Source organism: Peribacillus sp. NPDC101481 (genome assembly GCF_044767165.1).
Taxonomy (GTDB): Bacteria; Bacillota; Bacilli; order Bacillales; family DSM-1321; genus Peribacillus.
In genome coordinates, this window is record NZ_JBIWNJ010000003.1 from 196,711 (window position 1) to 220,014 (window position 23,304).

The following is a 23,304-nucleotide window of genomic DNA, read 5'->3' on the forward strand; positions in this document are numbered from 1 at the left end:
TTATGGCCAAGGGATCGACAGGTGGAAGGGAGTAGCTGTTTCCATGTATGTAATGAAACAAACAGGCTGGATCGAGCTTATTTGCGGAAGCATGTTTTCGGGTAAATCCGAGGAATTGATTAAACGAGTCAGCCGTGCTCAATTTGCTAAAGAGCAAATAGCTGTATTTAAACCAGCTATTGATAATCGCTATGCGGAAGAGGCTGTCGTATCACACAATGGCTCTTCTGTGATGGCAAAACCGATTGCCCATTCAACGGATATCTTTAAGTATTTGGACAAGCCCCTGGATATTATTGCAATAGATGAAGTGCAATTTTTTGATCATGAAATTATCGGGGTTGCCCAGCATCTTGCGGACAGCGGTTATCGAGTGATTATGGCTGGACTCGATCAAGATTTCCGAGGTGAACCATTCGGTCCTATGCCTGTTCTATTATCGCTGGCAGAATCGGTGACTAAGCTGCAGGCTGTGTGTGAAGTGTGCGGATCACCTGCAAGCAGGACACAGCGCTTGATAGATGGGGAGCCGGCCTCCTATGATGAGCCGATCATCCTTGTGGGTGCATCGGAATCATACGAGCCCCGCTGCCGCCATCATCACGAAGTTCCGGGTAAGCAGCCTGTTGGGATTAAAGAACGTATTTGAATGATGGTGCCCTATGATCCAATGTGGTCGTAGGGTGCTTTTTTTTATGTAGAAATGGTTGGGAATTATAATAAGGGTGGAAAAACTGCTGGAGTTATTCAAGTGGTATGACCAATACATGGAAGCGAAATAAAAGATAAATATTGCCCCATTTTGGGCAGGCTAACGAGGAAATGTTCTTCTTAACCAGTCAAAATGGAGGGAAAAAATATGAAATCAAAACTGCTTATCATGACAGCCTTTTTACTTGCTGCACTAACGGCATGCGGTCAAAATGACAATGCGATAAATAATGATTCGGAATATGGGGATCAATCCCGGGATGGCAAGGATTTTGTTGGCAATGGTTTAAAACGTGTATCCAATAATGATTGGGACAATGAAGCGGAACGGCCATCAGATCAAATCCTCAATACACCGCATCATACATCCAATAATTCACCATCCATGGGGCAGCAAATTGATGATATCCGCGGGGCCATTGAATCGGAAACCAATTATGAGGCGGGCTCCGTTTGGTTTAATGGAAATACCATACATGTTACGGTCCATGATAAAGGCAAAATCAAGACGGAAAAAGAGAGACATAAGGAAATGCAGCGAATACAAGGCATTATAAACAGGGCTGTGCCTCAATATAATATAGATGTAAAATTAAAGAAATAACGACATTTTTGAATCCTCTTTGACGTTGATTATTCACCTATACTATAATTAACCTAGAAGTGAACTGAGCTGGGGCACTGAACTACTTATTTATAGTTAGAAAAGATGGATTACTTCCAATTCGTTTCAGATGTTTTGGGAAATTTATGAGGTGAATAATTTGTTTGATCGATTGCAAGCAGTAGAAGATAGATATGAAAGATTGAATGAACTATTAAGTGACCCGGAGATCATTAATGACTCCAAGAAGCTAAGGGAATATTCTAAGGAGCAATCCAGCATACAAGAGACTGCTTCGACTTATAAAGAATATAAAGAGGTTCGTGAGCAACTCCAGGAAGCGAAGGCGATGCTTGAGGAGAAGCTTGATGCGGAAATGCGTGAAATGGTAAAAGAAGAGATCAATGAACTTGAAGATACCATACAAGGCCTTGAGGATAAACTGAAAATATTGCTTATTCCGAAGGACCCTAACGATGATAAAAACGTAATCATGGAGATCCGCGGAGCGGCAGGCGGAGATGAGGCAGCCTTATTTGCTGGTAGTCTATACCGCATGTATAGTCGTTTTGCCGAGGTGCAGGGTTGGCGGACTGAAGTCATTGAAGCAAGTCCTACAGGGCTTGGCGGCTATAAGGAAATCATATTCATGATTAATGGCAATGGCGCTTATTCAAAATTGAAGTTCGAAAATGGGGCACATCGCGTTCAGCGAGTACCTGAAACTGAATCAGGCGGACGGATTCATACATCTACAGCCACGGTTGCTGTTTTACCCGAAGCTGAGGAAGTGGAAGTTGAAATTCATGATAAGGATATTCGTGTCGATACCTTTGCATCGAGCGGTCCTGGAGGGCAAAGTGTCAATACGACAATGTCAGCGGTGCGCTTGACTCATATTCCGACGAATACGGTTGTATCCTGTCAAGATGAAAAATCACAAATCAAGAACAAAGAAAAAGCAATGAAGGTTTTGCGTGCCAGGGTGTACGATAAAATCCAACGCGAAGTACAGGCAGAGTATGACCAAAATAGGAAGCTTGCTGTTGGAACGGGCGATCGATCTGAAAGGATTCGCACTTATAACTTCCCGCAAAACCGCGTTACCGATCACCGTATTGGTTTAACGATTCAAAAGCTGGATCAAATCATGGAAGGTAAGCTGGATGAAGTGGTTGATGCATTAATCATGGAAGACCAATCTTCAAGGCTGGAAAATGCAGATGAGTAATTCTGCTGTGAAAGTGTTTGAAGCCCTTAAATGGGCTTCTTCTTTTTTAAAGGAAAATGATCGTGATGCCAATGCTGGGGAAATCCTGTTACAGCACTTTTTAAACCAAACCCGTTCCCAAATGCTGGCCAACCTTCATGATGAGCTTAGTGAAGCGGATTTTGGGCAATTTAAGGCCGCTATTGAGCTGCATGCTGAGGGGATGCCAATCCAATATATAATCGGCAGTGAAGAATTTTATGGACGGACCTTCTTTGTTAATGAAGAAGTGCTCATACCGAGACCTGAAACAGAAGAATTGATTTATTATACATTACGTAAACTCCCAGCCATTTTTATGGAGGGACAGAAGCTTCATTTAGCTGATATTGGGACCGGCAGCGGCGCAATCGCCATAACGATGAAACTTGAAAAATCAAACCTGTTGGTGACGGCCACGGACATAGCGGAAACGTCACTTGAGGTGGCGAGGAAAAATGCAGAATCACTTGGTGCCGAAGTGCAGTTCATGCAAGGTGATTTGCTTTTGCCTTTCGTGAACATGAACCAGAAGGTGGACATCCTTTTATCGAATCCGCCATATATACCAGATGATGATCATAAATCCATGTCAGTAGTCGTGACAGGACATGAACCGCATCGTGCATTATTTGCCGGTATCGATGGGCTGGATTTTTACCGCCGCTTTATGGAGCAGTTACCTTTGATCATGAAGGTGCCTGGACTGATCGGTTTTGAAGTGGGCACTGGACAGGGTAAGGCGGTTGCCGATTTATTGAAGCGAACCTTTCCTGCCGCAGAAGTATCCATTGTAAATGACATAAATGAAAAAGATCGAATGGTCTTTGCTGCATTAAAGTGATCCGTCTCCTTCCGTGAGACGGATTTTTTTATGGGCACCACCCTCATTATCCTTTGGAATCTATATTTCCAGCTATCAACTTTTTTTATTTTTACTAGTTTAAGATAGCTTGAAAATGGTGAGACTAATTCATGTGAGGGGGCGAAGGCGATGAAAACAAAACATTTAGCCATTATCTATCTATTAATCTTAACTATAGGAACGATCGTAAGTATATATATGCCTAAAGCGGAGATGGTCGGTGCAGAAGATACGAAGGTGATCCCGGATGAGGCGATTCGTCTGCGGATACTTGCTAATAGTGATGCAGAAAAGGATCAAGCGGTTAAACGTCTTATTAGGGATGAGGTAAATGAAGATATCACAAAGTGGGTCGAGGAGCTTACTTCTTTGGATGAAGCGAGGGATGTGATCACCTCGCATCTACCGGATATCCAGGCGACAGCTGAGGCAGTTATAAAGGAACAGGGTTTGGAGCAGTCAGTAAAAGTCGATTTTGGACAAGCGGAATTTCCGACAAAACTCTACGGGCAGTATTTATATCCTGCAGGGGATTATGAAGCGGTGATTATCACACTTGGTGAAGGGGAAGGCGCTAATTGGTGGTGTGTTCTATTTCCGCCATTATGTTTCTTGGATTTTTCAAATGGGACGGCTGTAAGTCAAAGTCCGATTGTCGAGGAAGAAGATGAAGGATCCCTGACTTCGGATGGGAAGGCGTATGCAGCAACGAATGAAGAGAGTGAACCTGTTGCAGAGGGAGAAACTGAAGTAGTGTTGGCTGAAAAAGAAAAAGGGCCCGAGGAAGAAGTTGAAGAAGAGGTAATGGAGGAGAATGTAAAAGAGGAAGAAACGGAAGAAACGGTAAAAGACGAGGTTGCTGAGCAAGAGGTAAAAGAAGAAGTGATGGCAGTAAAAGATAAGGAACAAGTGGCGAAGGAAGTCAATGATGGGAATGTTGAAGATAACAAGGTTGAACTTGCGGCATCCAATGAACAAGCTCAGCAATTATATGAAGGGGAAAAGGAGCCTGAGGTGGAAGTGAAATCCTTGTTTGCGGAAATCTTCAATGATCTATTTTAAAAAGGGGGCAGCGGCCCTTTTTTTTTACTTTCAGATAATTATAAAAACATATCCACAGGGTTATTAACAAAAAATCAAAAAAATCTGTCATTAATCTTTAATATCCACAAACTTATCCACGGATTCGATATGGTTATCCCCAATTTGTGGATAACACTTGAATTATGTGTATACTTCTTTTATACTTTCAAAGTATCTTTTAAGTGAAATTAGTACGTTAAATTGAAAATATCGTTCATATTAAAGCGATTATATAAAATAAGAAATGTTAAAAGGCGATGATGTTCAAAATGAAAACGAAAATTTGGTCAGTGGATAAAAATGTGGATAATTTACAAAGTTATCCCCAGATTGCACAATCAGCTGAATTATTAAAGGCTAACCAAGTGGTTGCTTTTCCTACAGAGACTGTTTATGGACTAGGTGCGAATGCCAAAAATGACGATGCGGTCAAAAAAGTGTTCGAAGCAAAGGGGCGTCCGAGTGATAATCCTTTAATCGTTCATATAGCCTCTGAAGAACAGCTGTCAGGTATTGTAGAAGAGATTCCGGAACAGGCCAGGAAGCTAATGGCAGAATTTTGGCCGGGTCCTTTGACTTTGATCATGAAACGAAAACCGGGCCAGCTATCAAATCTTGTGACAGCTGGATTGGAAACGGTGGCTGTCAGGATGCCGGATCACCAGGTTGCCCTCGGCCTTATTCGTGCGAGTGATTTGCCCATTGCGGCTCCAAGTGCAAATACTTCTGGGAAACCGAGTCCCACTTCAGCTAAACATGTTGAAGCTGACTTAATGGGCCGGATTGCAGGCATAGTCGATGGCGGGACTACCGGTGTGGGCGTAGAATCCACAGTACTTGATTGCACTGTTGAAATCCCTGTTATATTAAGGCCCGGCGGAGTGACCCTGGAACAGCTGGAAGCTGTGATAGGGGAAGTCCGGCAAGATGTCGCTTTGAAGAATCAGGAAACGGCGCCAAAAGCCCCGGGCATGAAATATACCCACTATGCTCCGAAGGCCCCTTTATATTTAGTCAAGGGTAATCAAGCTTTCCTTCAGAAGCTTGTGGATGAGAAAAGAAGTGACGGGTTAAAGGTGGGCATCATAACTGCTTATGAACATCAACAGGATTATAAGGCCGATTATGTGGTCGTCCCAGGTTCATTAGCTGATTTACATACTGTTGCGACAGGCTTATATGATGCTTTAAGACAGTTTGATGAGCTGGAGGTCGATGTCATTTTTAGTGAAATGTTTCCTGACCATGGAATAGGAGCAGCGGTCATGAACCGGCTTGAGAAGGCTGCAGGTCATCAAATCATCAAGGAACATGTGTAATAAGGACTGATTTATTCTTCTATTTCTTTTCGGACATGCATAACATGTAGTAGGCACGTCCGAGGGAGGATTGGAATGAATACATTTGCTGGAGAAATCATCACCTTATTGCTAATGGCATTCGCGTTGGGAATGGATGCCTTTTCAGTCGGCCTTGGAATGGGAATGTTTAAGCTAAGGTTGAGGCAAATTCTTTTTATAGGGCTGACAGTTGGCTTTTTTCATATTTGGATGCCCTTGCTTGGAATGGGCGCAGGCCGTTTCATTTCAGAAAAATTCGGGACCTTCGCTACATACGCCGGCGGTCTATTGTTGATCATTCTTGGTATACAGATGTTTATCCCTGGTAAAAAGGATGGAGCTGGTATCAGGGAAAATAAGATGCTGGCTCCTGTCGGGAAAGGTCTATTCATTTTTGCTTTAGGGGTAAGCCTGGACAGCTTCTCGGTAGGATTGACCCTGGGGATCTACGGTGCAAAAACGATTTTAACCATTCTCTGCTTTGGGTTTGCTGCCACCCTATTAACGTGGGCAGGGCTTTTGCTGGGTAGAAAAATTCAGGGTTTGCTAGGCGTGTATAGTGAGATTCTTGGCGGAAGCATTCTATGTGCGTTTGGATTGAAATTATTGTTCTCTTTTTGAGCCGCTTGACTTCATATCTATCCTTCCTCAACTGTTCCGATTACCGGGGCGGTTTTATTTTTTCCTAAGACATGTTGAGAGTGATTTTTTTGACTATAATAAACGGGCGATAGCTTATAATGAATAAAAAAGGAGGCGTCATAAATGATCCGTGTATTATTTGTATGTACAGGCAACACATGCAGAAGCCCGATGGCAGAAGCGATATTGAAAAATAAAAATATTGCGGGCGTTGAAGTGAAGTCCGCTGGCGTGTATGCTTCATCAGGCCAGGATGCTTCAACGCATGCAAAAAATGTATTGGTTGAAAATGATATAGTGCATAATCATCATTCAACGCCTTTATCCGAGAAGGAAATGGAATGGGCGACTCATATTTTCACCATGACGGAAGGGCATAAATCGGTCATTACCCGTGCATATCCCCAGATGGCCGATAAGACTTTTACTTTAAAAGAATTCATTATTGATGATAATTATGATAAGGACATAATAGATCCGTTTGGCGGTTCTGAAGGCATTTATCGGGAAACTTTCAGGGAGCTGCAGGAATTAATTGAAGAATTAGTCTTAAGGCTTAAAAAGTAAACAGGGTACATAATGTGGTCGCTGCAGTAAAAGATATTACTAAGCTTGTTGACCGTCAATTGGAAAGTGTACGATCAAGGCAGCACAAGAAGTTGCTGCTATTGCAGAAGAAACATCTGCTGGAGCGGAAGAAGTGACAGCTGACAAGCGAACAAGCTCATAGTCATTGGAAATGTCGAAAAATCGGCAATGGAACTTAAAGTGCAAGCGGAAAAGTTGAACAGGATCATTACCCGCTTCACTCTTGACATTTTACAGCAGGAAACCCAAGGCGGTTTCCTGCTTCTTTGAGGGGGAAAAAGGATGGACATCCTTTATCTTTTCATAATTTTGTGACACAATAAAATCAATTGAAAAAGCTAGAGGAGGATTATGATGAAAGTTGCGATTGCTTCTGATCATGGTGGTATACATATCCGTGAAGAAATAAAGAATTTAATGAATGAGTTACAGATTCCATTTGAGGACTTTGGCTGTGAATGCACTACTTCGGTGGATTATCCTGATTATGCCTTGCCTGTTGCTGAAAAAGTGGCACGCGGTGAGTTCGATCGGGGCATTTTAATCTGTGGAACTGGAATCGGAATGAGCATCGCTGCTAATAAGGTTAAAGGAATTAGATGTGCGTTGGTTCATGATGTCTATAGTGCGAAGTTGACCCGCCAGCATAATGATACTAATATGTTAGCGATGGGCGAACGTGTCATTGGCCCGGGTCTGGCCAGGGAAATTGCACAAACATGGCTGACTTCGGAATTTGAAGGCGGACGTCATCAAAACAGGATCGGTAAGATTGCGGAGTATGAAGGTAAACAAAGCTAATTTTTATGGTTTTTGGAGAGACCCCTTTTCTTTTTGTTAGCAAGTTTTCTTTTTGAAAGGATGCGTTTTCATGATAAGTGATGCTACATTTTCAAATGAGCTTGAGATATGGGAAAACCAGTTTCGGGAGCTTTTACATGAGTTTCAAGAACAGACGGCTTTAAAAGAGAAACAGCTACTGGTAATCGGCTGCAGTACAAGTGAAGTGATCGGGAAAAGGATCGGTACTGAAGGGACGCTCGATGTTGCAGGGATGATTTTTTCCGTAGTGAGGGATTTTCAAGTGAAAACGGGTGTTCAGGTTGCATATCAATGTTGTGAGCATCTTAACAGGGCGTTGGTTTTGCAAAGGGAAACCGCGATTCGATATGATTATGAAGAAGTTTCGGTTGTACCTGTAAGGACAGCTGGGGGATCGATGGCGACGTACGCCTATCAGCAATGGAAAGATGCTGTCGTCGTTGAACATATTAAAGCGGATGCGGGGATAGACATTGGAGACACCTTCATTGGCATGCATCTGAAGCATGTGGCGGTTCCAATCCGCTCTGCCATTAAAGAAATAGGGCATGCACATGTGACCATGGCCAAAACCCGCCCGAAACTGATTGGCGGGGAACGGGCCGTTTATCAGGACATCTCTGAAAACAAGAGTTGTACTTAAGGTAAGTGAGACAGCATTTCTCGGATGGGGAATGCTGTTTTTTAATAGAATCTGTTCAAAATCGTAAAGCTAAAGCTAAGGTCCACAAGAAAAATCTCTATTTGGGAGTGCTAATAGAATGGAGTTTTCGCTCGTTAAATATAGGGTGAAAGGGCTATTTACCATGATTTTGATGTCAAATACGAACATTTTTAAATAAAAAAACATTTAATGTTCGATAAAATTAGACTATCACTTCTAAATTAGACATGTTAAAATGGAGTAGAATTTTCTAATAATTATTGGTAAGGCTTTTTCATGCTTTTTTGAAGGCATGTTGCACATAAATACTAAAAAGCGAATCACGCACAATTTGAGGAGGAATTACGGAATGAATCGTTTAGCAAAGCAAGATGAGCAAGTGTTTAACGCAATTCAACTGGAATTAGGGCGTCAAAGAAGTAAAATTGAGCTTATTGCTTCTGAAAACTTCGTGAGTGAAGCTGTCATGGAAGCACAAGGGTCGGTCTTAACTAATAAGTATGCAGAAGGATACCCTGGAAAACGTTACTATGGCGGATGTGAGTATGTAGACATCGTTGAAGATCTAGCACGTGAGCGTGCGAAAGAAATTTTCGGCGGGGAGTATGTGAACGTACAGCCGCACTCTGGAGCTCAAGCCAATATGGCCGTTTACTTTACAGTGCTTCAAACCGGCGACACAGTGCTTGGAATGAACCTTTCGCATGGAGGTCATTTAACACATGGAAGCCCAGTTAACTTCAGTGGTGTTAACTACAACTTCGTTGAATATGGTGTAGACGAAAAAGATCACCGTATCGATTACAATGATGTTTTGGAAAAAGCTCGTCAGCACAAACCGAAATTGATCGTAGCGGGTGCAAGTGCATACCCACGGGAAATTGATTTCAAGCGATTCCGCGAAATTGCAGATGAAGTCGGTGCTTATTTAATGGTCGATATGGCACATATTGCAGGTTTGGTTGCAGCTGGTTTACACCAAAGCCCAATTCCTTATGCTGACTTTGTAACGACAACTACTCATAAAACACTTCGCGGACCACGCGGCGGAATGATCATCTGTAAAGAAGAATTCGGTAAGAAGATCGATAAATCCATCTTCCCTGGAATTCAAGGCGGTCCATTGATGCATGTCATATCAGCTAAGGCTGTTGCATTCGGAGAAGCGCTTCAAGATGATTTTAAAGTGTATGCACAACAAATCATCGACAATGCTAAACGTTTGGGCGAGGGTTTGAAGAAAGAAGGGTTCACACTTGTTTCTGATGGAACGGACAATCACTTGATTCTTCTTGATGTTCGCTCTACTGGATTAACGGGAAAAATCGCAGAGCATGTTTTGGATGAAATCGGTATTACCGTTAACAAAAATGCGATTCCTTATGACCCGGAAAAACCATTCGTTACAAGTGGTATTCGTATTGGGACTGCGGCAGTGACATCACGTGGCTTCGGATTGGATGACATGGATGAAATAGCTGCAATCATCGGACTTGTTTTGAAAAATAATGAGGACGCAGCTAAACTTGAAGAAGCAAAACAGCGTGTTGAAACATTAGCGAACAAATTTGAATTATATCCTTCATTGTAATATTCTTGAGCCGCTTCCTTCTAAAGGGAGCGGTTTTTTTATACCTTATGGGAGTCAGTATGTGAGAAGAATCCGAATAGTGAAAATAGGTCTGACATCTAAACCTTTATTGAAGATTGAATCGTTTTTCTGTAAAATAGGTTGAAGTGAATTTAAAAAGACACGAAAATTTTTCTATTCGATTAGGGAAATCATAAAAAAGCGCAAAACTAAGCAATGGAATTGGAGAGATGCTAAATGGGAAAAGTTTATGTTTTCGATCACCCGTTAATTCAACACAAATTAGCCTATATACGTGATATAAATACAGGAACAAAAGAATTCCGTGAACTAGTGGATGAAGTCGCTTCATTGATGGCATTTGAAATCACGAGGGATATGCCGCTAGAAGAGGTGGAAATCCAAACGCCTGTAAGCACGGCGAAAGTGAAAATGCTTTCTGGTAAAAAAGTGGGAATCGTCCCGATTTTACGTGCAGGCATCGGGATGGTGGACGGAATCATTAAGCTGATTCCTGCTGCAAAGGTCGGACATGTTGGCCTTTACCGTGATCCTGAAACTTTGAAACCTGTTGAATATTATGCGAAAATGCCAAGTGATTTGGCAGAAAGGGAATGCATTGTCGTTGACCCGATGTTAGCCACTGGCGGATCAGCAATCGAAGCGATCCATTCCATTAAAAAGCGCGGTGCAGTGAATATTAAATTCATGTGTTTGATTGCAGCTCCAGAGGGTGTGGACGCATTAAAAGAAGCCCATCCAGATGTTGATATTTATATTGCTGGCCTTGACGAAAAACTGAATGAACATGGTTATATCGTTCCAGGTCTTGGAGACGCAGGAGATCGTTTATTCGGCACAAAATAAGGAAAGAAGCTGAGGTGTCACGAATGAACAAACCGATAAAAGTCATGACCATTTTCGGGACGAGACCAGAAGCTGTCAAAATGGCTCCCTTAGTACTCGAATTTCAAAAACACCCAGAACATTTCAAGCCGATCGTTGCTGTTACGGCTCAGCATCGTCAAATGTTAGATCAAGTTCTCGAACTATTTTCCATTCAGCCGGATTATGACTTGGACATAATGAAGGAAAGGCAAACGCTTGCTGACATTACAACAAGAGCATTAAATGGTCTTGATTCCGTAATGAAGGAAGCTAAGCCTGATATTGTTCTTGTACATGGAGATACAACCACAACGTTCGTCGCAAGTCTGGCTGCCTTTTATAATCAGATTGTCATTGGGCATGTAGAAGCAGGGCTGCGCACCTGGAATAAGTATTCCCCTTATCCGGAAGAGATGAATCGACAGCTTACCGGTACGCTGGCGGATTTGCATTTTGCACCGACTTCGAAGGCGGAGGAGAATCTGCTTAACGAAAACAAGAAGGATAATATTTTCGTGACGGGAAATACAGCAACCGATGCTTTAAAAACGACTGTACGGTCCACTTATTCACATCCGGTTTTAAATGGACTTGGAGAAGACAGGCTCATTTTGCTTACCGCCCATCGCAGGGAAAATCTAGGTGAACCCATGAGGAATATCTTCAGGGCCGTGAAGAAAATCATTGCTGAGCATGATGATGTTCAAGTGGTATATCCTGTCCATTTAAATCCTCTTGTTCTGGAATTGGCGAACGAAATTCTCGGCGACGATCCGCGGATTCATTTGATCGAGCCGCTGGATGTTCTGGATTTCCATAACTTCGCTTCAAGAGCCTATCTGATTTTGACTGATTCTGGAGGAATCCAGGAAGAGGCACCGTCACTTGGTGTACCTGTCCTGGTTTTAAGGGATACGACGGAACGTCCTGAGGGGATTGCGGCTGGAACCTTAAGGTTGGCGGGTACTGATGAACAAACCATTTATAATTTGGCACATGAATTGCTCACGGATCAAGAGGTGCACGAAAAAATGTCCAAAGCTTCAAATCCATATGGGGACGGAAACGCTTCGGTCCGCATAGCTGAAGCCATCCGTTACTATTTTAAGCAAATAAATATGCCACCAACTAGATTTGACTCATAAAAAAGGAAAAGCCATGCGCTTTTCCTTTTTTTATTTGCATACTCCAAGGTTGTTGAGAAAAGATAACTGCTAAGGGGATGATTATGTTGGGAAAGAAAACGTTTCTAGTGTTTGTTTTCCTTTTTGTATTTATTTATCAAAATGAAAAGGGATTGGCATCCGTCATTCTGCCGCCTTTACCAAAACTATCAGAATCTAAGGAAGTAACGGTTGTTGTCACGATGGATAAGGCGTTTCAACGGGAAAAGATCGAAAAACTGCTTGAAAAATACCCATCCCTTCAATTACGGAATGTTTATTCGGTTGCCCTGAATGGATTTTCCCTTCATGGGAAGATGAATGAGATAGAACAACTTAAAAAGGAGGACGAAATTCAGGCTGTAACGGAAGTATCCGTTTATCAAGCCGTGTTGGATGAAAGTGTCCCGTACATAGGAGGAGGCAGGGTCAGGGGTTTCTTTGATAAGGAGAATCACCGGATAACCGGGAAAGGGGTAAAAGTAGGGATTATCGATACTGGCATTGATTATACACATCCAGATTTGCAACGAGCATATAAAGGTGGCAAGGATCTGGTTGATGGTGATGAAGACCCGATGGAAACCAAAAATCAAGGCGACCTGAATACATTACACGGTACTCATGTGGCAGGCATCATTGCAGCCAATGGAAAAATGAAAGGTGTCGCACCAGAGGCGGAGATATATGCATATCGAGCTTTGGGACCAGGTGGAGCAGGAGATACGGATCAAGTCTTGACGGCTATTGAGTCAGCCATGAAGGATAAGGTGGATGTATTGAACCTCTCTCTTGGCAATAACGTCAATGGCCCTGATTTGCCTATCTCCCTTGCATTGAATAAGGCTGTGGAAAGCGGAATAGTTGCCGTGACATCAAATGGGAATTCCGGTCCGGCTGTATGGACCGTCGGCTCACCCGGAACAGCGGAAAAAGCGATTTCCGTTGGGGCATCGACTCCTCCCTTAAGGGTTCCGTATATGATTTACGGACTTGGATCGAAAAAGCATCAATCGCATTTAACCTTGTTTCAAGGCTCTAAAAAATGGAACCTGACGTTTTCCGAGGATGTCATATATGGGGGACTGGGTAATGAAAAGGACCTGAAACATGTTCGGGATAAGATTGTTTTGATGGAACGAGGCACACTTACCTTCCAGCAGAAAGTATCCAATGCAGAAAAGGCAGGTGCAAAGGGGGTAATTGTTTATAATAATACGAGCGGTACCTTTACTGGAAGCTTGGAAAAGGAAATGAACATCCCAGCTGCTTCTATTAATAGAAGAGATGGAATGCAGCTTAAGCAAATCATGGAGCAAGGGCAAAGCAAAACCGTTCAATTTGTTTATAAGAACGAGCAGGATAGGCTCGCTGATTTTAGCTCAAGGGGACCGGTAACTGTATCATGGGGAATAAAGCCTGACGTATTGGCACCGGGAGTGGAAATTGAAAGCACCGTTCCTAAAGGATATATGTCCTTGGATGGAACAAGTATGTCCGCACCGCATGTTGCAGGAGCAGTCGCGTTAATCCTGCAAAAACACCCGGATTGGACTCCTGATCAAGTGAAATCTGCATTGATGAGCACTTCAAAGCCATTGAGGAAATCTGCGAATCAATTTTATCACACATATGAACAGGGGGCTGGACGCATTCAGGTCGACGAAGCATTAAAAGCGGACACGCTCTTGAATCCTAGCTCATTGTCCTTTGGAATGTACACAAAGAAAGAAGGAATTGAAGAGCATCATGAAACGATAGTCATAGAAAATACCGGAACGAAAATGAGGAAGTACTCTTTTATGGTCCCATTAAAAGAGACAGGGCTCACTTGGGAATTGCCGAAATCCCTTACATTGAATCCAAAGGAAAAGAAACAGATTAAAGTGGGACTGCAGGTCAACCCAGCCGAGCTTAAAAAGGGAGTCTTTGATGGATACCTCATAATAATGGAAGGAACCAAAAGAATATCACTTCCTTATTTATATGTAAAAGAAGAGCCTGATTATCCAAGGGTAATGGGATTTGATTTTGGCCAAGGGGACCAGGCTGGCACATATCGATACGAAATGTACCTTCCGCTGGGGGCTGAAGAATTCGGTATTGCCCTATATGAGGAGGATACCTTGAAATTCGCTGGATATTTGGATTGGTCGAGATCGGCACCTTCCGGTTTGATCAAAAAAGATGTATTGAAAAAGGACTTGCCGCCTAAAGGAGTGTATAAAGCGATAATATTTGCGAGAAGGGGCGGAAGGGAAGATCGGATAGAAAAGACGTTACTTATTGAGTGAACAGAGTACAATAAGTAAAATAAAACGGATGTCAATAGAAGAAAAAAGATAATTTGTGAACAATTCGTTAATAATTACAAACCTGTGACAAATTTCACTAACCACTCATTGACATTGATTCTAGCCTATTGTATGCTAACTAAGGATGTAAAATGAGAGGGGTTTCATACGTTAATAACGTGTCAAATAGAAGTGAGTTTTTGACCTTCTATTTGGACTTGTTACGGGCAAATTCTCCTAGCTAAACACAGATACTACAATATTTCTAGGGAGATTACATGACAAAATGCTAGAATTGGAAAAAATGTTCAATAGGCAGCTAAAATACATGTTGTATTTAATGGGTATTTATGTACTTGGGGTGGGCTTCACTTCACATGATTCAGTCTTCCAGGGATTATTGCTTGGAACTGCCTTCAGCCTATTTATATTCTGGTCAATGGTCAAAAAAAACAAAAAGTTCGCTCAAGAGGTTGCCGAAGGTAAGAAAACGCGCTCCCTTGGTAGTTTAACTAGAATGTCTGTAGCGGGTTTAGCTGCAATTATTGCATTGAGATATCCTGACGAGTTTCAAGTGGTCTGCGTGGTAATGGGATTAATGACAGTTTACTTTGTCATTATGATAGATTATTTTATGCAAAACATACGTAGGTAGTAAAGAAGAGAGGTGAATACTGTTGAATCATGAAGCTCCTATGTGGGAATTTATGGATACTGGAATACATTTCAACTTGGCTAATGTTCTTATGATGACTATCGCAAGTCTCATTGTCTTCATTATTGCTGTAGCAGCAACTCGAAAACTTGCGATGAAGCCAACAGGAATCCAAAACTTTATCGAATGGGTTATGGATTTTGTGAAAAACATCATCAACAGCAATATGGATTGGCGTACGGGTGGTCAGTTCCTTATGTTAGGAATGACATTAATATTGTACGTATTTGTTTCAAACATGTTAGGATTGCCGTTCTCGATTGTAATAGGGCATGAACTTTGGTGGAAATCACCTACATCAGATCCAGCAATAACTTTAACCTTGGCAGTTATGGTAATGGGTTTAACTCATTATTATGGTATCAAGATGAGAGGCATGAAAAATTATGCCAAAACTTATGTCCAACCAATGGGTTTCTTGTTTCCGTTAAAGATTATTGAGGAGTTCGCTAATACGTTAACTCTAGGATTGCGGCTTTACGGGAATATTTATGCGGGTGAGTTACTATTAACTTTACTTGCTGGACTAGGAACAAGTAGTGTTGTGGGTGCGGCCACTGCTGCATTACCGATGTTAGCTTGGGAAGGATTTAGTATCTTTGTCGGCTCCATTCAAGCTTTTATCTTTACTATGTTAACGATGGTTTATCTTTCCCATAAAGTAAGTGACGACCATTAATTATAAATATTGTTCATTTAGAACATTATATTGATGAAAAAAATAAAACAACATTTCAAGGAGGAAATTTATCATGACAGGTTCTTTAGGTCTTATAGCTGCTGCTATCGCAGTTGGATTAGGTGCACTAGGTGCGGGTATTGGTAACGGTCTTATCGTTGGGCGTACAATTGAAGGAATGGCTCGTCAGCCAGAAGCTCGTGGTATGCTTCAAACTACAATGTTCGTTGGTATTGCATTAGTTGAGGCACTTCCAATCATCGCTGTAGTTATCGCGTTTATTGTAATGGGTAAATAAGATAACTTGAAAAAGTTCAATAATGGCGAAGATGATCCAAGGAGACCCTTCGCCATTGCTCTGTGTTAAAGTGAACATTTATGGCAGTGATACTGTCAATCGAAAATACAGAACTTCAATAGTGAATCTCATGAAGGGAGTGAACCGAGCGTGTTAACAAGCAATTTTGTTCTTGGTCAAGCAGTCCACTTTAATGGTGGGGATATCATATACCAGCTTGTAATCTTTATTATTTTGTTAGCGTTGCTTAAGAAGTTTGCATGGGGTCCGCTAATGGGCATCATGAAAGAACGTGAAGAGCATGTTGCGAATGAAATTGAAGCAGCTGAAGTTAGCAGAAAAGAAGCACTGAAATATTTAGAAGAACAGCGTGAAATCGTAAAACAATCTCGCACTGAAGCGGGACAACTTATAGAGAATGCTAAGCAACAAGGCGAAGCACAACGCGAAGATATTATTAATCAAGCGCGTGCAGAGGCTGAACGTGTTAAAGAATCAGCAAAACGTGAAATCGTTCAAGAGAGAGAAAAAGCAGTTGCCGCCTTACGCGAGCAAGTAGCTTCATTATCTGTCATGATCGCTTCTAAGGTGATTGAGAAAGAACTTTCATCAGCTGATCAAGAAAAACTAATCAATGAATATATTCAAGAGGCAGGAGAAGGTAAATGAGCGATATAACTGTAGCAGGACGTTATGCTGTAGCTCTTTTCCAAATTGCGAAAGAGCAAAATCTCATTAACCAACTTGAAGAAGAGCTTCGCATAGTGAATGAAGTTTTCACAAATGATAAAGATCTATTAAGCTTCTTGGCTCATCCTAAAATGACTAGAGATGCAAAAAATACAATGCTTGCAAATGCATTTGCAAGTCTTTCGTCTTCCGTTCGAAACACTGTAATGTTAATGGTGGAGCGTCATCGTACAAGTGAAGTGACTGCCATGGCACAAGAGTTCATTGAACTTGCGAATGAAGAAAATTCAGTTGCGGATGCGACTGTTTATACAGTAAATCCATTAACTGAAGCTGAAGCGGAAGCTGTGTCTTCAGCTTTTGCTGCAAAGATCGGCAAACGTAATTTGCGTATCACTAATGTTACGGATAGCAATATTCTTGGCGGTATCAAACTTCAAATCGGTAACCGTATTTATGACGGAACGATACGTGGGAAGCTTGATCGCCTTAGCAAACAACTATTAGGTTAATATTCACAGATAGGGGTGAAATTCATGAGCATCAAAGCTGAAGAAATCAGTGCGCTGATTAAAAAGCAGATTGAAAACTATCAGTCGGAAATTAAAGTAAGCGATGTAGGTACAGTAATCACTGTTGGTGATGGTATCGCTCGCGTTCATGGTTTAGACAATGCAATGGCTGGGGAGCTCTTAGAATTTTCTAATGGTTCAATGGGATTAGCACAAAACCTTGAGCAAAATAACGTAGGTGTTGTTATTCTTGGACCATTCAGAGACATTCAAGAAGGCAGTGAAGTACGCCGTACTGGCCGTATCATGGAAGTACCAGTTGGAGAAGAATTAATCGGACGTGTCGTGAATCCGCTAGGACAACCTTTGGATGGTCTTGGTCCGATCGCTACAACAAAAACTCGTCCAATCGAAAGCCCTGCTACAGGTGTTATGGACCGTAAATCTGTTCATGAACCATTACAAACAGGAATTAAAGCAATCGATGCGCTAGTACCTATCGGACGTGGACAACGTGAGTTAATCATCGGTGACCGTCAAACTGGTAAAACATCAGTTGCGATCGATACAATCCTTAACCAAGCTGACCAAGATATGATTTGTATCTATGTGGCTATCGGTCAAAAAGAATCAACTGTTCGTGGAACTGTTGAAACACTACGGAAAAATGGTGCATTGGATTACACAATTGTTGTATCTGCTTCAGCTTCTCAACCAGCACCACTTTTATACTTAGCGCCATATGCTGGTGTGACTATGGGTGAAGAGTTCATGTTCGCTGGCAAGCACGTTCTTGTGGTATATGATGATCTTTCTAAACAAGCATCTGCATACCGTGAACTTTCCTTGCTACTTCGCCGTCCTCCAGGTCGTGAAGCATTCCCAGGGGATGTATTCTACTTGCACTCCCGTTTACTTGAGCGTGCAGCTAAATTGAATGACACTTTAGGTGCCGGTTCAATCACTGCGCTTCCATTTGTTGAAACACAAGCAGGCGACATCTCTGCTTACATTCCAACAAACGTAATTTCCATCACTGATGGACAAATCTTCTTGCAATCCGATTTGTTCTTCTCGGGTGTACGTCCTGCGATTAACGCTGGTCTATCCGTATCCCGTGTTGGTGGATCTGCACAAATTAAAGCGATGAAGAAAGTTGCTGGTACTTTACGTCTAGACTTGGCTTCTTATCGTGAATTGGAAGCATTCTCTCAATTCGGTTCTGATCTTGATGCTGCAACTCAAGCAAAACTTAACCGTGGTGCTCGTACAGTTGAGGTTCTAAAACAAGATCTAAACAAACCGATCAAAGTTGAAAAACAAGTCATGATTTTCTATGCATTGACTAAAGGTCATTTAGATGATATTCCAGTATCGGATATCCTTCGTTTTGAAGAAGAATACTATGTGTTCCTAGATCGTTCTCATCCGGAATTATTAGATCACATTCGCACAACTAAAGGTCTTCCTGAAGATGCTGCTATCGTTGCTGCAATTAACGAATTCAAAAAGAACTTCGTTATTTCTGAATAATAAGGTCTAACTAATTTATAAAGGGTGGTGAGAATGAATGGCCTCTTTACGCGATATTAAGTCTCGGATTACTTCAACGAAAAAGACGAGTCAAATTACAAAAGCGATGCAGATGGTATCTGCTTCTAAAATGAACCGTGCTGAAGCTAATGCTAAAGCATATGTTCCATATATGGATAAAATTCAAGAAGTAGTATCAAGTATTGCGAACGGAAGTACGGGTGCATCTCATCCAATGCTTGTCTCGCGTCCAGTGAAGAAGACCGGTTACCTGGTAATCACATCGGACCGCGGATTGGCAGGAGCATACAATAGTAGTATCCTTCGCCACGTTCATAAAACCATTCTTGAACGCCATAAATCCAATGATGAGTTCGTCATTATCGCAATCGGAAGGGTTGGCCGTGATTTCTTTGTCAGCCGTAACATGCACGTAGAGCTTGAAGTAACTGGAGTTCCTGATCAGCCTTCTTTCGCTGACATTAGCTCCCTTGCTAAATCAACAGTGAATTTGTATCTAAATGAACTGTGTGATGAGCTTTACATGTACTATAACCATTATGTCAGCCCAATCCAGCAGGATGTAACGGAAACGCAAGTCCTTCCGTTAGCTGACTTCAATACTTCCAATGCAGCAATGACTTCTTATGAATTTGAACCGAATGCAGAAGAAATTCTTGAGGTATTACTGCCTCAGTACGCAGAAAGTTTAATTTATGGTGCTTTGTTAGATGGTAAAGCAAGTGAGCACTCTGCACGTATGACTGCAATGAAAAATGCGACCGATAATGCTAAAGAATTGATTGATTCACTTTCATTGCAATATAACCGTGCACGTCAGGCCGCAATTACTCAAGAAATTACTGAGATTGTCGGCGGTGCAGCAGCTTTAGAATAAAATCATTAAAGGGACGGTCGGACCGGACGATGCTTGGCCGTTCCATAAACTAGATTGTCGTTATAAGCAACGTTAGGAGGGAAAACGATGAATATAGGACGCGTTACTCAAGTTATGGGTCCGGTTGTTGACGTGAAATTCGAAGACGGACAACTTCCTAAGATCTATAACGCGTTAAGAATCGAAAATACAGCGTCTGGTACAGGACTAACTCTTGAAGTAGCCCTTCAACTAGGTGATAATACAGTTCGTACTGTAGCAATGTCTTCCACTGATGGTTTAACCCGTGGTGCAGAGACTGTTGATACAGGAGCTCCAATTTCCGTTCCTGTAGGTGAAGTAACACTAGGCCGCGTTTTCAACGTATTAGGGGAAAACATTGACCTATTTGAACCACTTACAGCAGAGGTGCGCCGTGATCCAATTCACAGACAAGCACCAACTTTTGAGGATTTATCAACAACAGTTGAAATTCTTGAAACTGGTATTAAAGTAGTAGATTTACTTGCTCCTTACATCAAAGGTGGTAAAATCGGTCTCTTCGGTGGAGCCGGTGTTGGTAAAACTGTACTTATCCAAGAACTTATTAATAACATCGCACAAGAGCACGGCGGTATCTCTGTATTCGCTGGTGTAGGTGAGCGTACTCGTGAAGGAAATGACCTTTTCTACGAGATGACTGATTCTGGTGTTATTAAGAAAACAGCGATGGTATTCGGACAAATGAACGAGCCACCAGGTGCACGTATGCGTGTAGCTCTAAGTGGTTTGACAATGGCTGAATATTTCCGTGACGAACAAGGACAAGACGTTCTTTTCTTCATCGATAACATCTTCCGTTTCACACAAGCAGGTTCTGAGGTTTCTGCCCTTCTAGGCCGTATGCCTTCAGCGGTAGGTTACCAACCAACCCTTGCTACAGAAATGGGTCAATTACAAGAACGTATTACATCTACCAATAAAGGTTCTGTTACATCCATTCAAGCGATCTATGTACCTGCCGATGACTATACGGATCCGGCTCCAGCTACAACTTTCGCTCACTTGGATGCAACAACTAACCTTGAGCGTAAACTTTCTGAAATGGGTATTTACCCTGCAGTTGATCCATTGGCTTCTTCTTCTCGTGCCCTTAGCCCAGAAGTCGTTGGAGCTGAGCACTATAAAGTGGCTCGTCAAGTTCAATCAACTTTACAGAAATATAAAGAACTTCAAGATATTATTGCGATCTTGGGTATGGACGAATTAAGCGAGGACGAAAAAGTAATCGTTGCCCGTGCTCGTAGAATTCAAAACTTCTTGTCACAAAACTTCCACGTGGCTGAACAATTTACTGGTCAAAAAGGATCTTACGTACCAGTTAAAGAAACAGTCCAAGGATTCAAAGATATCCTAGCTGGAAAATATGACGAACTTCCTGAAGATGCTTTCCGTCTAGTTGGCCGCATCGAAGAAGTTGTTGCTAAAGCAAAAGAAATGGCTTAATTAAAGGGACCTAGGAGGGAATGAAATGAAGACCATTAAAGTCAATGTTGTTACTCCCGATGGCCCAGTATATGATGCAGAAGTTGAAATGGTAAGCACTAAAGCTAAAAGCGGTGAGCTTGGAATTATGGCTGGACACGTTCCAACTGTAGCTCCTCTTACCATCGGTGCTGTCCGTCTTAAAAATGGAAGCAACACAGACTATGTAGCTGTAAATGGTGGCTTCTTGGAAGTTCGCCCTGATGTGGTAACCATTTTGGCTCAATCTGCTGAAAGAGCTGAAACTATCGATCTTGCACGTGCTCAAGCAGCAAAAGCCCGTGCTGAACAAAGATTGCAGAACAATGATGGATCAAATGATGCCAAAAGAGCTGATTTAGCGCTTAAACGTGCAATCAACCGAATCCAAATTGCAGAAATGCGATAACTTTAATTGATGAAAACACCTGATCAAGCCATTCGTGGTAGGATTAGGTGTTTTTTTAAATCAAAAGGTTTTTGAGGATAGTAATATTTAATAAAAAAGGTTGTAGGATGAAAAAAAAGTCGAATTATAGAGTAAAGTATTTTCCATTTTAATCCTCAACTCGTCGACATGCTTTTAGCCTAATGCTATAATGTATACGCTTACAATTATTGCTTCATACCCCCTCCTTTCACGTTGCTTCTAAAAGAATGTCACCCTGCATAATATTTAAAAGGTATCCAAAAAGAAGACAAGCAAATCTAAATTGAACCCATTTAACATGATTTATCCATAAAGGAGATGAACATGGGACAGCTGCATATTTACCAAAATAATTATTTAATTGTATTTGTTTTCCTTTGTCTCGGCATTTTATTGCCTGTGATCGCTTTATTTCTTGGTAGACTGCTAAGGCCTTATAAACCGACAGATATGAAATATACGACTTATGAAAGTGGAATCGAGCCTTTTCAGGATTCAAGGGTTCAATTCAATGTCAGGTATTATCTATTCGGATTGATGTTCGTCATATTTGACGTGGAAACGGTTTTTCTTTACCCATGGGCGGTCGCTTATGATGAACTCGGACTGTTTGCATTGATTGAAATGCTGTTTTTTGTCCTGATCCTTATGCTAGGGTTAATCTACGCTTGGAAAAAGAAGGTGTTAAAGTGGAATTGAAATTGGATGAACTTACCCCCGCAGAAATGGAAGAAATGCGACACAGTATTTTTTTATCCACACTTGAACAAATAAAAGGCTGGGCTAGAAGTAACTCACTCTGGCCAATGACTTTCGGTTTGGCATGCTGTGCAATTGAAATGATGGGTGTCGGCTCATCACATTATGATTTGGACAGATTTGGGTCATTTTTTCGTACATCACCCAGACAATCGGATGTCATGATTGTTTCCGGAACGGTAACGAAAAAAATGGCTCCAATAATAAGTAGATTATATGAACAAATGCCAGAACCTAAATGGGTAATTGCAATGGGATCCTGTGCAACCGCTGGTGGGCCTTATGTTCACTCATACTCAGTGGTTAAAGGGGTAGATCAAATTGTACCTGTCGATGTATATATACCGGGTTGTCCCCCAAACCCAGCTGCACTTATTTATGGGATCAATAAGTTAAAAGAAAAAATCCGTTACGAGGCGAAAACCGGAAAGCGGGTGATATAGATGAGTGAAAAGGAAGACTTAGCGAAGCAAAAGGCAGCGGCAGCGGCCAAGGCGAAGGCTGTAGCTTTGGCCCGAAAACAGGCGAAAGCTGAAAGTGCGGATGCGGAAGGTGAAACGGATATAGCGAAGCAAAAGTCAGCGGCAGCGGCCAAGGCGAAAGCGGCGGCATTGGCCCGAAAACGGGCGAAAGAGGAAGCTGCGGAGAAGCCGGAAGATGAAACGGATATAGCGAAGCAAAAGTCGGCGGCAGCGGCCAAGGCGAAAGCGGCGGCATTGGCCCGAAAACGGGCGAAAGAGGAAGCTGCGGAGAAGCCGGAAGATGAAACGGATATAGCGAAGC

Annotated in this window: 25 protein-coding genes and 1 pseudogene; all 26 read left to right on the forward strand. The window is 42.0% G+C overall.

Translation table 11 applies throughout. The features are described 5' to 3' along the window. Positions 1-43: 43 nt before the first annotated feature. Positions 44-649: a thymidine kinase gene (locus ACIROD_RS19680; protein WP_101223848.1), complete on the forward strand. Its 606-nt coding sequence runs from the start codon at positions 44-46 to the stop codon at positions 647-649. 210 nt (positions 650-859) lie between these two features. Beyond that, on the forward strand, positions 860-1,315 hold the full coding sequence (locus ACIROD_RS19685; protein ID WP_101223847.1) for a hypothetical protein: 456 nt from the start codon (positions 860-862) through the stop codon (positions 1,313-1,315). Positions 1,316-1,475: 160 nt separating this feature from the next. Continuing rightward, the gene (gene prfA / locus ACIROD_RS19690) at positions 1,476-2,546 is read left to right on the forward strand and encodes a peptide chain release factor 1 (RefSeq protein WP_402943316.1); all 1,071 of its coding nucleotides are present in this window, start codon (positions 1,476-1,478) and stop codon (positions 2,544-2,546) included. Continuing rightward, the gene (gene prmC / locus ACIROD_RS19695; protein WP_402943319.1) at positions 2,539-3,408 is read left to right on the forward strand and encodes a peptide chain release factor N(5)-glutamine methyltransferase; all 870 of its coding nucleotides are present in this window, start codon (positions 2,539-2,541) and stop codon (positions 3,406-3,408) included. Before prfA ends, prmC begins: the two co-directional genes overlap by 8 nt. 150 nt (positions 3,409-3,558) lie before the next feature. Then, the gene (spoIIR, locus tag ACIROD_RS19700; protein WP_402943321.1) at positions 3,559-4,491 is read left to right on the forward strand and encodes a stage II sporulation protein R; all 933 of its coding nucleotides are present in this window, start codon (positions 3,559-3,561) and stop codon (positions 4,489-4,491) included. A gap of 290 nt (positions 4,492-4,781) precedes the next feature. Then, the gene (locus ACIROD_RS19705; protein ID WP_402943324.1) at positions 4,782-5,831 is read left to right on the forward strand and encodes an L-threonylcarbamoyladenylate synthase; all 1,050 of its coding nucleotides are present in this window, start codon (positions 4,782-4,784) and stop codon (positions 5,829-5,831) included. 75 nt (positions 5,832-5,906) lie between these two features. Then, on the forward strand, positions 5,907-6,473 hold the full coding sequence (locus ACIROD_RS19710; protein ID WP_101223844.1) for a manganese efflux pump MntP: 567 nt from the start codon (positions 5,907-5,909) through the stop codon (positions 6,471-6,473). Between the two features lie 144 nt (positions 6,474-6,617). Beyond that, positions 6,618-7,061, forward strand: a complete 444-nt coding sequence (locus ACIROD_RS19715) for a low molecular weight protein arginine phosphatase (protein WP_260358793.1) — start codon at positions 6,618-6,620, stop codon at positions 7,059-7,061. Between the two features lie 375 nt (positions 7,062-7,436). Next, the gene (rpiB, locus tag ACIROD_RS19720) at positions 7,437-7,883 is read left to right on the forward strand and encodes a ribose 5-phosphate isomerase B (RefSeq protein ID WP_101223842.1); all 447 of its coding nucleotides are present in this window, start codon (positions 7,437-7,439) and stop codon (positions 7,881-7,883) included. Between the two features lie 70 nt (positions 7,884-7,953). Further along, positions 7,954-8,547, forward strand: a complete 594-nt coding sequence (locus tag ACIROD_RS19725) for a TIGR01440 family protein (RefSeq protein WP_101223841.1) — start codon at positions 7,954-7,956, stop codon at positions 8,545-8,547. A gap of 370 nt (positions 8,548-8,917) precedes the next feature. Then, a complete protein-coding gene (locus ACIROD_RS19730; protein ID WP_101223840.1) occupies positions 8,918-10,159 on the forward strand; it encodes a serine hydroxymethyltransferase in 1,242 nt (413 codons plus the stop codon). A gap of 237 nt (positions 10,160-10,396) precedes the next feature. Then, positions 10,397-11,026, forward strand: coding sequence for a uracil phosphoribosyltransferase (upp, locus tag ACIROD_RS19735; RefSeq protein ID WP_101223839.1), 630 nt, complete (start codon positions 10,397-10,399; stop codon positions 11,024-11,026). A 23-nt stretch (positions 11,027-11,049) separates the two neighbouring features. Next, positions 11,050-12,192 carry a non-hydrolyzing UDP-N-acetylglucosamine 2-epimerase gene (gene wecB, locus ACIROD_RS19740; protein WP_402943330.1) on the forward strand — a complete coding sequence of 381 codons (1,143 nt, stop codon included), beginning with the start codon at positions 11,050-11,052 and terminating at the stop codon, positions 12,190-12,192. Between the two features lie 86 nt (positions 12,193-12,278). Next, positions 12,279-14,504: a S8 family serine peptidase gene (locus ACIROD_RS19745; protein WP_402943332.1), complete on the forward strand. Its 2,226-nt coding sequence runs from the start codon at positions 12,279-12,281 to the stop codon at positions 14,502-14,504. A 286-nt stretch (positions 14,505-14,790) separates the two neighbouring features. Then, complete coding sequence (locus ACIROD_RS19750) at positions 14,791-15,159, forward strand: ATP synthase subunit I (RefSeq protein WP_402943335.1); 369 nt, start codon at positions 14,791-14,793, stop codon at positions 15,157-15,159. A 22-nt stretch (positions 15,160-15,181) separates the two neighbouring features. After that, positions 15,182-15,898 (forward strand): F0F1 ATP synthase subunit A, encoded by a 717-nt coding sequence (gene atpB / locus ACIROD_RS19755; protein WP_402943338.1) that lies wholly within the window; start codon positions 15,182-15,184, stop codon positions 15,896-15,898. A gap of 73 nt (positions 15,899-15,971) precedes the next feature. Beyond that, the gene (gene atpE / locus ACIROD_RS19760) at positions 15,972-16,196 is read left to right on the forward strand and encodes a F0F1 ATP synthase subunit C (protein ID WP_034315818.1); all 225 of its coding nucleotides are present in this window, start codon (positions 15,972-15,974) and stop codon (positions 16,194-16,196) included. A gap of 150 nt (positions 16,197-16,346) precedes the next feature. Next, positions 16,347-16,865, forward strand: a complete 519-nt coding sequence (gene atpF / locus ACIROD_RS19765; RefSeq protein ID WP_057278186.1) for a F0F1 ATP synthase subunit B — start codon at positions 16,347-16,349, stop codon at positions 16,863-16,865. Next, positions 16,862-17,398 carry a F0F1 ATP synthase subunit delta gene (locus tag ACIROD_RS19770; protein WP_096339142.1) on the forward strand — a complete coding sequence of 179 codons (537 nt, stop codon included), beginning with the start codon at positions 16,862-16,864 and terminating at the stop codon, positions 17,396-17,398. The genes atpF and ACIROD_RS19770 overlap by 4 nt, the downstream gene beginning before the upstream one ends. A gap of 24 nt (positions 17,399-17,422) precedes the next feature. Next, a complete protein-coding gene (atpA, locus tag ACIROD_RS19775) occupies positions 17,423-18,931 on the forward strand; it encodes a F0F1 ATP synthase subunit alpha (RefSeq protein WP_034315812.1) in 1,509 nt (502 codons plus the stop codon). A 37-nt stretch (positions 18,932-18,968) separates the two neighbouring features. After that, entirely contained in the window at positions 18,969-19,829 is an 861-nt protein-coding gene (locus tag ACIROD_RS19780; protein ID WP_034315808.1) for a F0F1 ATP synthase subunit gamma, read from the forward strand. Positions 19,830-19,916: 87 nt separating this feature from the next. Further along, a complete protein-coding gene (gene atpD / locus ACIROD_RS19785; protein WP_352924052.1) occupies positions 19,917-21,314 on the forward strand; it encodes a F0F1 ATP synthase subunit beta in 1,398 nt (465 codons plus the stop codon). Between the two features lie 25 nt (positions 21,315-21,339). Beyond that, positions 21,340-21,741: a F0F1 ATP synthase subunit epsilon gene (locus ACIROD_RS19790; protein ID WP_034315803.1), complete on the forward strand. Its 402-nt coding sequence runs from the start codon at positions 21,340-21,342 to the stop codon at positions 21,739-21,741. Between the two features lie 345 nt (positions 21,742-22,086). Continuing rightward, the gene (locus ACIROD_RS19795) at positions 22,087-22,461 is read left to right on the forward strand and encodes an NADH-quinone oxidoreductase subunit A (protein WP_076368347.1); all 375 of its coding nucleotides are present in this window, start codon (positions 22,087-22,089) and stop codon (positions 22,459-22,461) included. Between the two features lie 26 nt (positions 22,462-22,487). Beyond that, positions 22,488-22,964 (forward strand): NuoB/complex I 20 kDa subunit family protein, encoded by a 477-nt coding sequence (locus ACIROD_RS19800; RefSeq protein WP_170946902.1) that lies wholly within the window; start codon positions 22,488-22,490, stop codon positions 22,962-22,964. Beyond that, positions 22,965-23,304: pseudogene (locus ACIROD_RS19805) on the forward strand (NADH-quinone oxidoreductase subunit C); the annotation flags it as partial.